At 34.4% G+C, this 13306-nt stretch carries 10 protein-coding genes, 2 tRNA genes and 2 rRNA genes (1 of these 14 running past the window's edge); 13 read left to right on the top strand and 1 reads right to left on the bottom strand.

What is annotated here, in order from left to right:
* The 3 genes from LPB136_RS06730 to LPB136_RS06720 all read left to right on the top strand — a co-directional run.
* Positions 1–2075: ribosomal RNA gene (locus tag LPB136_RS06730) — 23S ribosomal RNA — on the top strand (it extends 800 nt beyond the left edge of the window).
* A 98-nt stretch (positions 2076–2173) separates the two neighbouring features.
* Positions 2174–2283, top strand: a 5S ribosomal RNA gene (rrf, locus tag LPB136_RS06725).
* A 68-nt stretch (positions 2284–2351) separates the two neighbouring features.
* On the top strand, positions 2352–3134 hold the full coding sequence (locus LPB136_RS06720; RefSeq protein ID WP_072555387.1) for a tRNA pseudouridine synthase A: 783 nt from the start codon (positions 2352–2354) through the stop codon (positions 3132–3134).
* 159 nt (positions 3135–3293) lie between these two features.
* Here LPB136_RS06720 and LPB136_RS06715 read toward each other — a convergent pair whose 3' ends face one another.
* Entirely contained in the window at positions 3294–4436 is a 1143-nt protein-coding gene (locus tag LPB136_RS06715; RefSeq protein ID WP_072555386.1) for an acyl-CoA dehydrogenase, read from the bottom strand.
* Between the two features lie 89 nt (positions 4437–4525).
* Here LPB136_RS06715 and LPB136_RS06710 point away from each other — a divergent pair, with 89 nt between their 5' ends.
* From LPB136_RS06710 to LPB136_RS06665, 10 genes are all read left to right on the top strand, one after another.
* Positions 4526–5593 carry an anhydro-N-acetylmuramic acid kinase gene (locus LPB136_RS06710; RefSeq protein ID WP_072555385.1) on the top strand — a complete coding sequence of 356 codons (1068 nt, stop codon included), beginning with the start codon at positions 4526–4528 and terminating at the stop codon, positions 5591–5593.
* Positions 5594–5758: 165 nt separating this feature from the next.
* Positions 5759–6991: a Glu/Leu/Phe/Val dehydrogenase dimerization domain-containing protein gene (locus LPB136_RS06705; protein WP_072555384.1), complete on the top strand. Its 1233-nt coding sequence runs from the start codon at positions 5759–5761 to the stop codon at positions 6989–6991.
* Positions 6992–7001: 10 nt separating this feature from the next.
* Entirely contained in the window at positions 7002–8405 is a 1404-nt protein-coding gene (gene nhaD, locus LPB136_RS06700) for a sodium:proton antiporter NhaD (RefSeq protein WP_072555383.1), read from the top strand.
* A 214-nt stretch (positions 8406–8619) separates the two neighbouring features.
* Complete coding sequence (locus LPB136_RS06695; RefSeq protein WP_072555382.1) at positions 8620–9309, top strand: MotA/TolQ/ExbB proton channel family protein; 690 nt, start codon at positions 8620–8622, stop codon at positions 9307–9309.
* 90 nt (positions 9310–9399) lie between these two features.
* The gene (locus LPB136_RS06690; RefSeq protein WP_072555381.1) at positions 9400–9792 is read left to right on the top strand and encodes an ExbD/TolR family protein; all 393 of its coding nucleotides are present in this window, start codon (positions 9400–9402) and stop codon (positions 9790–9792) included.
* A 42-nt stretch (positions 9793–9834) separates the two neighbouring features.
* Positions 9835–10671, top strand: coding sequence for an energy transducer TonB family protein (locus LPB136_RS06685; protein WP_072555380.1), 837 nt, complete (start codon positions 9835–9837; stop codon positions 10669–10671).
* A gap of 80 nt (positions 10672–10751) precedes the next feature.
* Complete coding sequence (locus LPB136_RS06680) at positions 10752–11963, top strand: bifunctional folylpolyglutamate synthase/dihydrofolate synthase (protein ID WP_072555379.1); 1212 nt, start codon at positions 10752–10754, stop codon at positions 11961–11963.
* Positions 11964–12022: 59 nt separating this feature from the next.
* Positions 12023–12097, top strand: a tRNA-Val gene (locus tag LPB136_RS06675).
* 38 nt (positions 12098–12135) lie between these two features.
* Positions 12136–12210: transfer RNA gene (locus LPB136_RS06670), tRNA-Val, on the top strand.
* A gap of 109 nt (positions 12211–12319) precedes the next feature.
* Complete coding sequence (locus LPB136_RS06665) at positions 12320–13303, top strand: SDR family oxidoreductase (protein ID WP_072555378.1); 984 nt, start codon at positions 12320–12322, stop codon at positions 13301–13303.
* The last annotated feature ends 3 nt before the right edge of the window (positions 13304–13306 follow it).

Raw genomic sequence — 13306 nt, 5'->3', positions numbered from 1 at the left:
AGGGGTGAAAGGCCAATCAAACTCGGAAATAGCTCGTACTCCCCGAAATGCATTTAGGTGCAGCGTTGAGCGAAAGTTTTATAGAGGTAGAGCTACTGATTGGATGCGGGGGCTTCACCGCCTACCAATTCCTGACAAACTCCGAATGCTATAAAATGTTACTCAGCAGTGAGGGCATGGGTGCTAAGGTCCATGTCCGAGAGGGAAAGAACCCAGACCATCAGCTAAGGTCCCCAAATATATGTTAAGTTGAACTAACGAGGTGAAACTGCTTAGACAGCTAGGATGTTGGCTTGGAAGCAGCCATTCATTTAAAGAGTGCGTAACAGCTCACTAGTCGAGCGGTTTTGCATGGATAATAATCGGGCATAAACATATTACCGAAGCTATGGATTTATACTAAGTATAAGTGGTAGGGGAGCATTCTATGGGTGTAGAAGGTGTACTGTAAGGTATGCTGGAACGCATAGAAAAGAAAATGTAGGCATAAGTAACGATAATGCGGGCGAGAAACCCGCACACCGAAAGACTAAGGTTTCCTCAGCGATGCTAATCAGCTGAGGGTTAGTCGGGACCTAACGCGAACCCGAAAGGGGTAGTGGATGGACAACAGATTAATATTTCTGTACTTCTTATAATTGTGATGGGGTGACGGAGTAATGAAAACACCGCGTACTGACGGAATAGTACGTTTAACTAAGTAGGTATTAGATTGGTAGGCAAATCCGCCAGTCTAGCTGAATTAGGAAAGTACCACAAGGCTTCGGCTGCGTGGAGTGTGTGTAAAGGCTTCCAAGAAAAACCTCTAAACTTCAGATTATAAGAACCCGTACCGTAAACCGACACAGGTAGTTGGGATGAGAATTCTAAGGTGCTCGAGAGATTCATGGCTAAGGAACTAGGCAAAATAGACCCGTAACTTCGGGAGAAGGGTCGCCACGCTTCGGCGTGGCCGCAGTGAAAAGGTCCAGGCGACTGTTTATCAAAAACACAGGGCTTTGCTAAATTGAAAGATGATGTATAAGGCCTGACACCTGCCCGGTGCTGGAAGGTTAAGTGGAGTTGTTAGCTTCGGCGAAGCAATCAAATGAAGCCCCAGTAAACGGCGGCCGTAACTATAACGGTCCTAAGGTAGCGAAATTCCTTGTCGGGTAAGTTCCGACCTGCACGAATGGTGCAACGATCTGGACACTGTCTCAGCCATGAGCTCGGTGAAATTGTAGTATCGGTGAAGATGCCGATTACCCGCAGCGGGACGAAAAGACCCCGTGAACCTTTACTATAGCTTCGTATTGGTTTTGGATAAGTAATGTGTAGGATAGGTGGGAGACTTTGAAGCGGCGTCGCTAGGCGTTGTGGAGTTGTCCTTGAAATACCACCCTTTGCTTATCTAGAGTCTAACTCAGCAATGAGAACAGTGCGTGGTGGGTAGTTTGACTGGGGTGGTCGCCTCCAAAAGAGTAACGGAGGCTTCTAAAGGTTCCCTCAGTACGCTTGGTAACCGTGCGTAGAGTGCAATGGCATAAGGGAGCTTGACTGAGAGACATACAGGTCGATCAGGTACGAAAGTAGAGCATAGTGATCCGGTGGTTCCGCATGGAAGGGCCATCGCTCAAAGGATAAAAGGTACTCCGGGGATAACAGGCTGATCTCCCCCAAGAGCTCACATCGACGGGGGGGTTTGGCACCTCGATGTCGGCTCGTCACATCCTGGGGCTGGAGAAGGTCCCAAGGGTTGGGCTGTTCGCCCATTAAAGTGGCACGCGAGCTGGGTTCAGAACGTCGTGAGACAGTTCGGTCTCTATCTGCTGTGGGCGTTAGAAATTTGAGTGGATTTGACTTTAGTACGAGAGGACCGAGTTGAACTGACCGCTGGTGTACCAGTTGTTCCGCCAGGAGCATTGCTGGGTAGCTACGTCGGGAAGGGATAAGCGCTGAAAGCATATAAGCGCGAAACCCACCACAAGATGAGATTTCTTTAAAGGGTCGTAGGAGATTACTACGTTGATAGGCTATAGGTGTAAGTGCAGTAATGCATGTAGCCGAGTAGTACTAATAACCCATAGGCTTATGTAGGTTTCCCTTCTTCGGAAGGGAGACGAAACTCTTTGATAATTTATGATATTATTTTACTTTTATGTCAACTTATACAGTTGAAATATACTGAACATTTTAAGGTGATTATAGCGATGGGGCTCACCTCTTACCATTCCGAACAGAGAAGTTAAGCCCATTTGCGCCGATGGTACTGCCAATAGGTGGGAGAGTAGGTCGTTGCCTTGCTTTTAAAGCTCTTAGTTAAATTAACTAAGAGCTTTTTTTTTGCGCTAAACTTTCCTTATTTTTAAAAAATGAATTATAAGCATACGTATTTAGTAACCATCCAATATTTAGGGTTTAGATTTCATGGTTGGCAAAAACAACCTAATTTAAAAACAGGACATCTTTTTTTAGATAAAACACTAAAGTTTATTTATAAAGATATTCGGCTTAAAAGCCTTGGTGTTGGTAGAACTGATGCAAGAGTTTCAGCAAATTATTTTGCCTTTCAGTTATTTATTGATGTAGAAGTTGATTTTAATCAGTTTATGACTGATTTTAATCATAATGCTCCAAGTGATATGCGAGCTTTAAAGATTGAAAACATAGACAAAAAATTTAATGTTATCAATCATCCTAAAGTTAAAGAATATCGATATTACTTTTCTTTTGGTGAAAAGAATCATCCATTTGCAGCTCCGTTTTTAAATCGATTTAGAGAGCAATTGGATATTGAACTAATGAAAAAAGGTGCAGAGTTGTTTGTTGGATTTCATGATTTTACAAACTATTGTACCAAACCTTCTGCTGAAACTAAAGTGAATAGAGAAATTGTTTTTTGTAGTATTGAAAAGAATACTGAAATAACAGCTTCGTTTTTTCCTAAAGAGAGTTTTGTTTTAATTGTTAAAGGAAGTGGTTTTTTAAGAAATCAGATTCGTTTAATTATGGGAGCTTTACACGATTTAGGCAAAGGTGAGTTTGATTTAGAGTTTATTAAACAAAGTCTTGAACCTAATAATACTATTGACTTTTTAAAAAATATTGCGCCAGCATCTGGTTTGCATTTACATAATATCGAATTTGAAAAATAATTAGCAAGTACGCCCGCGTTAGCGATTGAAGTTTTGTTTGAGCTCTTTTGTGAAGGATGAGCAAAAAGCGAGTACGGAAAGCGCGACCCTTGTGGTAACGCCATAAAAAAAGTCCATCAAATTAATGATGGACTTTTTTATATTATAAAGAGTGTTTAATTATCCTTTGATAACACCTCTTGAAATTACAATTTTCTGAATTTCTGAAGTTCCTTCATAAATCTGAGTAATTTTTGCATCACGCATTAAACGCTCAACGTGGTATTCTTTTACAAAACCGTTTCCTCCATGAATTTGAACGGCTTCTACAGTGTGCTCCATAGCAACTTTTGATGCGTATAATTTTGCCATTGCAGAAGACATATCGTAATTATTTCCTTGATCTTTATCCCAAGCAGCTCTCATAACCAACATTCTTGCAGCTTCGATTTCTGTGTGCATATCTGCCAATTTAAAGGCAATTGCTTGATGATTACAGATTTCTGTTCCAAATGCTTTACGCTCTTTTGAATATTTTAAAGCTAATTCATACGCTCCTGCAGCAATACCTAATGCTTGTGCAGCAATACCAATTCTACCTCCAGAAAGTGTTTTCATCGCGAATTTGAATCCAAATCCGTCTTCACCAATTCTATTTTCTTTAGGAACTTTTACGTCGTTAAATTGTAAAGTATGAGTATCACTTCCACGGATTCCCAATTTATCTTCTTTAGGACCAATATGGAAACCTTCCATGCCTTTTTCAACGATAAAAGCATTGATTCCTCTGTGTCCTTTTTCTCTATCAGTTTGTGCAATTACTAAATAAACACCTGCACGACCACCATTGGTAATCCAGTTTTTTGTTCCGTTTAATAAGTAATAATCTCCTTTATCTTCAGCAGTTGTAGATTGAGAAGTTGCGTCTGAACCTGCTTCTGGTTCCGATAAACAAAATGCTCCGATTTGCTCTCCAGTAGCTAATTTTGTTAAGTATTTTTGTTTTTGAGCTTCAGAACCGTAAGATTCTAAACCGTAACAAACCAATGAATTATTTACAGAAACCATAACAGATGCGGATGCGTCTATTTTAGATAATTCTTCCATAATTAATACGTAAGAAATTGCATCCATCCCGCTTCCGCCGTATTTTGGATCAACCATTATTCCCATAAAACCTAAATCTCCCATTTTTCTAACCAATTCGTTAGGGAAGGTTTGTGCGTTATCTCTTTCAATAACTCCAGGTAATAATTCTGTTTGTGCAAAATCTCTCGCGGCATCGCGAATCATTATATGTTCTTCTGATAAACTAAAATCCATGTTTGTATCTAATTTAATTCGTAATTTTCGAATGCAAAGATATCGATTTCGTAGCATATTTTTAGTAGAGATTTCTTATTTTTACTAATATGATTAAAAATGAAGTTTTTGCAATAGGAGTTATGTCTGGAACGTCGCTAGACGGTGTAGATTTAGTGTATGTTAAGTTTGATAATCAGGATTATAAAAACTTCAATATTGTTCATTGTAATACAGTTTCTTATTCAGAAGAATGGAAAAAACTATTACAAAATGCAATTTCATTTTCAGAAAATGCATTAATAGAGCTTGATATATCTTATGGAACATTACTTGCTGAAAAAATAAATAACTTTATTGCTAAATTTTCAATTGAAGTAATTGATTTTATTGCTTCTCACGGACACACGGTTTTACATCAACCTGATAAAGGAATTACTTTACAGGTTGGAAATGGACAAATTATGGCAGATTTAACCAAACAGAAAGTAGTTTGTGATTTTAGAACGCAAGATGTAGAACTTGGTGGTCAAGGTGCACCTTTAGTACCAATTGGAGATGAGTTATTGTTTGCTGAATATGATTATTGTTTAAATCTTGGAGGGTTTGCAAATGTTTCTTTTAAGCAAGACGATAAAAGAATTGCTTTTGATATTTGTCCTGTAAATATTGTTTTAAATAGATATGCTCAAAAATTAGGTTTAGAATATGATGATAAAGGAATAACTGCTTCAAGAGGAACATTTTTAATGCAACTAGAATCCAATTTAAGAATGTTAGATTATTATAAAGTAAAACCACCAAAATCTTTGGGTTTAGAGTGGGTTTTAAAAGAAATTATACCAAGATTAGAATCTTCAAGCAGAAAACCACAAGACATTTTAAGAACTTTTACAGATCATGCAGCTTGGGCAATTGCAAAAGTGTTTCCTAAAAATGCAACAGTTTTAGTTACAGGAGGTGGTGCTTTTAATGAGTATTTAATCAAAAAAATCAATCAAAATAAAAATATTGAAATGATTATTCCATCTAAAGAGCTAATTAATTTTAAAGAAGCATTGGTTTTTGCTTTTTTAGGTTTGTTACGTGTTGATAATCAGGTTAATTGTTTAATGAGTGTAACTGGAGCTGAAAAAAATCACTCTTCTGGTAAAATATTTACACCAAAAGAATTTTAAAGTAAATTATTTGAACCTTCATTTTTTTACAGTAAGTTTGTTAGGAACAAAGTAAATTAACCAAAATCATTTTATAGCATGAATCAACTTTAACTTTTTTAGGTAAGAAATAAATAATTGAAAGAGAAGAAAAACTAAAGTTGAAATAATCATCAAAATTTAAAAATGAAAGAATTACTTAAAAAATACGAAAACAAACAACCAGAAATAGTTTTTAATTGGAAAGATCCAGAAACAGAAGCAGAAGGTTGGACTGTAATAAATTCTCTACGTGGTGGAGCCGCAGGTGGTGGAACACGTATGAGAAAAGGCTTGGATATGAATGAAGTTTTATCTTTAGCCAAAACAATGGAGGTTAAATTTACCGTTTCTGGACCAGCAATTGGTGGAGCAAAATCAGGTATTAACTTTGATCCAAATGACCCAAGAAAAAGAGGTGTTTTAGAACGATGGTACAAAGCTGTAACTCCGTTACTTAAACATTATTACGGAACAGGAGGGGATTTAAATGTAGATGCCGATAAAGATGTAATTCCAATTACGGAAGATTGTGGTGTTTGGCATCCACAAGAAGGAATTTTTAACGGTCACTTTAAACCAACTGAAGCTGATAAAATTAATAGAATTGGACAGTTACGCCAAGGTGTAATTAAAATTATAGAGGATAAGAAATTCTCACCAGATTTAAGTAGAAAATATACAGTTGCAGATATGTTAACCGGTTACGGTGTTGCCGAAGCTGTTAAACATTATTATAACATTTACGGAGGAAATATTGTTGGTAAAAGAGCAATAGTACAAGGTTTTGGTAATGTTGGTTCTGCGGCAGCATATTACTTAACACAATTAGGTGCAAAAGTTGTTGGAATTATTGATCGCGATGGTGGTTTAATAAATGAAGAAGGCTTTACAATGCAAGAAATGACTGATTTGTTCTTAGGAAAAGACGGTAACAAATTAGTTGCAGATAACATGATTTCTTTTGAAGAAATAAATGAAAAAATTTGGTCTTTACCAGCAGAAATTTTTGTTCCAGCTGCAGCTTCAAGGTTAGTTTCTGAAAATCAAGTTCAACAAATGATTGACACTGGTTTAGAAGTAATTTCTCCAGGAGCAAATGTACCTTTTGCAGACAAAGAAATTTTCTTTGGACCAATTATGGAATATACCGACAAACATTTAAGTTTATTACCGGACTTTATATCTAACTGTGGTATAGCTCGTGTTTTTGCATATTTTATGGAATCAAGAGTAGCATTACCAATGATAGATCAAGAGATTTTTGATGATACATCAGAAACTATTAGAAAAGCTTTGGTTAAAACACATCAAAAAAACAATAGTAAACAAGAAATCTGTAAAACAGCTTTCGAAATAGCATTAAAACAACTAATCTAAACAAACACAAATGGAAGCATTTATTATTTTAATTTTTGTACTTGGTTATTTAGCCATTACATTAGAACACAATTTAAAACTAGACAAATTGATTCCAGCTTTAGCAATGATGGCTATTTGTTGGGCAATGGTAGCAGTTGGCGTAGATGGTTTTACTCAATGGTTCGATTCTAGCAGTCATAGTTTACTAACAGATGCATACACATCATTAAACCATGATGGTAAAATGCACTTAATGGAAGAAACATTATTGCATCATTTAGGAAAAACTGCAGAAATTTTAGTGTTCTTATTAGGAGCAATGACAATTGTAGAAATTATTGATTATTTCGATGGATTTTCTACAATTAAAAGTTATGTTAACTTTAAAAGTAAAAAGAAATTATTGTGGATGTTCTGTATTCTTGCTTTTGTTTTATCAGCAATTATAGACAACTTAACAGCAACAATTGTACTTATTTCTATTCTTCAAAAAATAGTTAAAAAGAGAGAAGACCGTATTTGGTTTGCAGGTTTAATAATTATTGCGGCTAATGCTGGTGGAGCGTGGTCTCCAATTGGAGATGTAACAACAACAATGTTGTGGATTGGTAAAAAAGTAAGTGCAGGAATGTTATTTATATACTTATTTATACCATCATTATTATGTATGATTGTTCCAACAGTAATTGCATCAAGATTATCTGCTTTTCAAGGAGATATAGAAGTAGATGAAAGTGATACTAGTAAACCAGGACCAAATAGCGCAAGAATGTTGTATTTAGGTCTAGGGATGATTGTTTTTGTGCCATTCTTTAAAACAGCAACTCACTTACCACCTTATGTTGGTATGATGTTGTCACTTGCCGTAGTAGCAACTTTTGCAGAAATTTATAGTAGATCTAAATTCTCAATTTCAAGTGTAGAAGGAGAAGAAGCAGTTGGGCATGAAGAGCACGCACACCATAGTCCAGTACACAGTTCGCTTTCTAAAATTGAAATGCCAAGTATTTTATTTTTCTTAGGAATTTTAATGGCAGTTGCAGCTTTAGAATCTTTAGGTATCCTTTTTGGTTTTGCACAAAACTTAAAAGAAACAATACCAATGATGGGAACAGAATTACACGGAGAAGGCGTGTCAGATTTAGTGGTAATGTTACTAGGAGTTGGTTCTGCAGTAATAGACAACGTACCATTAGTAGCAGCAAGTTTAGGTATGTTTACAGAATCTATCGATAATGAATTATGGCACTTTATTGCTTTTGCTGCTGGAACAGGAGGTTCTATGTTAATTATAGGTTCAGCTGCCGGAGTAGTTGCAATGGGAATGGAAAAAATAGATTTTTTCTGGTACCTTAAAAAAATATCTTGGTTAGCTTTAATCGGTTTTGTAGTAGGTTCAGTTGCCTTTATGGGGATTAGAACATTAATATAAAATAATAATTAGGGCGTTCGGGCGGGCTTTCATTACTCGCTTTTTTTACTAGAAAAAAGTAAAAAAGAGCTCAAACATGCCATTCAATCCCTAACGCAAAAGAAATAGCGCATTAAAATAAAACCTGATAAGCATAAAAAACTTATCAGGTTTCATTTTAAAACAATTTTAAAAAAAGAAAGTCGTTAACTATAAAGAACAAAAACACTAATTAATGATCTCATTTATTCAAGAAAATCAAGATTTGTTAGAAGAAGTAGTATCTGAAGAAAAAACACTGTCTATTTATAATTTAATTATGGATGGCGGAATTGGAGGTCAAATAATAATAACAATATTGTTTGTATTGTTGGCCGTTGCATTATATATCTATTTCGAACGATTTTTCGCCATAAAAGCAGCTTCAAAAGTTGATAAAAACTTTATGAATCAAATTAAAGATTACGTTTCTAATGGAAAATTAGAAGCCGCAAAAGCTTTATGTGATACTACAAAAACTCCAACAGCAAATTTAATAGGAAAAGGAATTTCTAGAATTGGTAAACCTTTAGAAGACATAAATACAGCAATTGGAAATGCAGGGAAATTAGAAGTATATCAATTAGAGAGAAACGTTTCTGTTTTAGCAACAATTGCAGGAGCTGCACCAATGATTGGTTTTTTAGGAACCGTAATTGGTATGATTGTCGCTATACATGAAATTGCAAATGCTGGCGGACAAATAGATATTAAATTACTTTCCGACGGATTATATACAGCAATGACAACAACAGTTGCAGGTTTAATTGTAGGTATTATTGCCTACATAACATACAATCACTTGGTGGTAAGAACCGACAAAGTTGTGTATCAGATGGAAGCAAAATCTGTAGAGTTTTTAGATTTACTAAACGAACCGGTTTAAAAAGTAAACAGTAAGCAGTATTCAGTAGCACAGTTAGTTTGTTTAACAAATAAACCTTTTAAACAGATAAACGAATAAACATTTAAACGAATGAATTTACGAGGAAGAAATAAAGTAAACCCTAATTTCAATATGTCGTCAATGACAGATATTGTTTTTTTGCTGTTAATCTTTTTTATGCTAACATCAACTTTGGTAACAGTAAGCGCAATTGACGTTTTATTGCCAAAAGCTGGCGGGAAAACCGAGAATCAAACTGCGGTTGCTGTAACAATTTCTAAGAATTCAACATTTTATATAGATAAAACTAAAGTTAGTTTAGCTAACTTGGAACAAAAATTGCTAAATTCAGTTGGAGCCGATAAAAAGAAAACAATTGTAATTCGTGGTGATAAAGATGTTCCATATAAAAACGTAATGAAAGTAATAGACATTGCTAACAAGAATAAACTAAAAATGATTTTAGCTGTAAAAGGTAAATAACTTTCTGTCATTCCTGTGAAGGCAGGAATCTTAAAAATAAATATGACAATTCTGAACACAAAACATAAACGTAAATCAGCAGTAATAACTTCAATTCTGTTGTTATTAATGTTATATGTTATTTTTTCTTTTGGAATGAAATATCTTGATCCACCAGAAGAATATGGTCTTGCAATTAATTTTGGAACTTCAGAAGTTGGAAGTGGAGAGCCAGTTGAAAAAACTAAAGCACAACCAACCGAACAAAAATTAGAAGAACAAGTTGTTGAGGAAGTAAAAGAAATTCCGAAGGAAATAATTAAAGAAGAAATAATTACTGACGATACAGCAGAAGATGTTCCTGTTGTTGAAAAAGTAAAAGAAATACCAAAGGAAACACCTAAAGAACCTGTAAAAGAAGAGCCTAAAAAAGAGGTTCCAAAAGAGAAGCCAAAACCAAAACCATCTAAAGAAGCACAAAATGCATTAGATAATTTGTTAAATGGTAATTCATCTGATGGAGCACCAAAAGGTGAAGGAGATGATGACAAACCTGGTGTAAAAGGAAATGAAAACGGAGATCCTAATTCTAATAAGTATTATGGAAATTCAGGAAGTGGTTCTGGAGGAAACTATAATTTATCAGGAAGAAAAGCATTATCTAAACCCATTCAAAAACCAGATTGTCAAGAAGAAGGAACTGTTGTTGTTAGTATAGAAGTTGATAATAATGGGCGTGTAATTAAAGCTGTCCCGGGAGTAAAAGGGTCAACAAATACAGCTCCGTGTTTATTGAAACCTGCACAAGAAGCTGCGTTAAAAACAAAATGGAATGCTGATGGAAATGCACCAATTAAGCAAAAAGGAACTATAATCTATAAGTTCTCATTATCTAAATAAACACTTACATTTGTGTATCTGTCATTCCTGCGAGAGCAGGAATCTGATTTTTAAAACTATCTTTTGAAAAGAAATAAAAAATGACTTACCAACAAACCTTAGATTGGATGTTTGCTCAATTACCAATGTATCAAAGACAGGGTAAAACAGCATTCAAAAAAGATTTAACCAATATAATAGCGTTTTCAGAAGAATTAGATTTTCCTGATAAAAAGTTTAAATCAATTCATGTTGGTGGTACAAACGGAAAGGGTTCTACAAGCCACATGTTGGCATCAATTTTACAAGAAGCAGGTTATAAAGTTGGTTTGTATACATCACCACATTTAAAGAATTTTACTGAGCGAATAAGAATTAACGGCAAGGAAATTCCGAAGCGTAAAGTTTCATCATTTATAACAAGAAATAAAGAATTTTTAGAAGAACAACAATTATCTTTCTTTGAAATGACAGTTGGAATGGCATTTAATTATTTCGCTCAAGAAAAAGTTGACATTGCCATTATTGAAGTCGGTTTAGGTGGGAGATTAGATTCAACAAATATTATTACACCAGAAATTTCAGTAATTACTAATATAGGATTAGATCACACACAGTTTTTAGGAGAAACCTTACCAGAAATAGCCTTTGAAAAAGCAGGGATTATAAAGCCAAATGTTCCTGTTGTTATCGGAGAATATCAAAAAGAAGTTAAAGATGTTTTTCTAGCTAAAGCGGAAGAATGCCAATCTGAAATTATTTTTGCTTCAGAAGAAATAAAAGAAAGCTACAAAACAGATTTACTTGGGAGTTACCAACAAAAAAACATAAAAACTGTAGTTGCAGCTATTCAGCAATTAAAGGAATTTAAAGTTTTACATATAAACATAAAAAAAGGACTTCTAAATGTAGTAAAAAACACAAATTTAAAAGGACGTTGGCAAATTTTACAAAGAAAGCCAACTGTAGTTTGTGATACTGCACACAATAAAGAAGGCTTAAAATATACTTTAGAACAATTACAGCAACAAGAAAAAAAAGAACTACATATTGTTTTAGGTGTTGTTTCAGATAAAGATTTAGAAGCGGTTTTACCATTATTTCCTAAAGAAGCAACCTATTATTTTTGCAAACCGAATATACCAAGAGGTTTGGATGAGGAAATATTAAAAACAAATGCGTTTAGGTTTTCTTTAAAAGGCAAAAGCTTTCTCTCTGTAAATGAAGCTTATAAGAGAGCATTGTTGTCAGCAAACAAGGAAGACCTTATTTATATTGGAGGTAGTACTTTTGTTGTGGCGGAAATTTTGTAAAAAAACAAGAAAAATATTGTCAATTTATAAAACTCTCTTATATTTGCATCCGCAATTGAGGGCAATTAGCTCAGTTGGTTCAGAGCACCTCGTTTACACCGAGGGGGTCGGGGGTTCGAATCCCTCATTGCCCACAAGATTCCTTTCCAGATTAGGAATTAAAATATAAATCGGGCAATTAGCTCAGTTGGTTCAGAGCACCTCGTTTACACCGAGGGGGTCGGGGGTTCGAATCCCTCATTGCCCACAACTAAGAGTCCTTGATATTGTATCAAGGACTTTTTTATTTTAAGTATAATTCTTCATTCTTTTTTGTATTTTTGATATCTTATCAAAAGAATTTTAAAAAAATATATATGAACATAAACCTTTCAGAAAAGATAATTCTTGTAACCGGTGGAGCTGGTTTTATAGGTTCTAATCTTTGTGAGGTTTTATTAGAAAAGAATAACAAAGTAATTTGCTTAGACAATTTCTCTACTGGTAAAGAAGTAAATATCATTGATTTGTTTAAGAATGATAGTTTTACCTTAATAAAAGGAGATATTAGAAATTTAGAAGATTGTAAAAAAGCGGTTAAAGGTGTTGACTTTGTTTTGCATCAAGCTGCTTTAGGATCTGTTCCTCGTTCAATTAATGACCCAATTACTTCAAATGATGTAAATGTTAGTGGTTTCTTAAATATGCTTGTTGCATCAAAAGAAGCAAGTGTAAAACGTTTTGTTTACGCCGCAAGTTCATCAACTTATGGAGATTCTAAAGATTTGCCAAAAGTAGAAGAAACAATAGGTAAGCCACTTTCTCCATATGCTATTACAAAATATGTAAACGAATTATATGCGGATGTTTTTGCAAAAAACTATGGTTTAGAAACTATAGGTTTACGGTATTTTAATGTTTTTGGTAGAAAACAAGACCCTGAAGGAGCATACGCAGCAGTAATTCCTAAATTTGTTAAGCAATTTATGAAAGGCGAATCTCCAACAATTAATGGTGATGGAAATTTTTCACGTGATTTTACCTATATTGATAATGTAATTCAAGCAAATATATTATCTTTAATTACTACAAATCCAGACGCTATTAATACTGTTTATAATGTAGCTTATGGAGAAAGAAATACATTAAATGATTTAGTTGGATATTTAAAAGAATATCTTTCAGAATTCGATGAAACTATATCGAATATTAATGTAAACCACGGCCCAAATCGCGTTGGAGATATCCCGCATTCTTTAGCAAGTGTAGATAAAGCAAAAAAAATATTAAATTACAATCCACAGTTTTCTTTGCAAGAAGGATTAAAAGAAGCTGTAAAATGGTATTGGAATAACTTATAATAG

Origin of the sequence: Tenacibaculum todarodis (assembly GCF_001889045.1) — a bacterium.
GTDB lineage: Bacteria > Bacteroidota > Bacteroidia > Flavobacteriales > Flavobacteriaceae > Polaribacter > Polaribacter todarodis.
The sequence above is the reverse complement of the archived record's forward strand: the minus strand, read 5'-3'. Positions and strand labels throughout refer to the sequence as shown.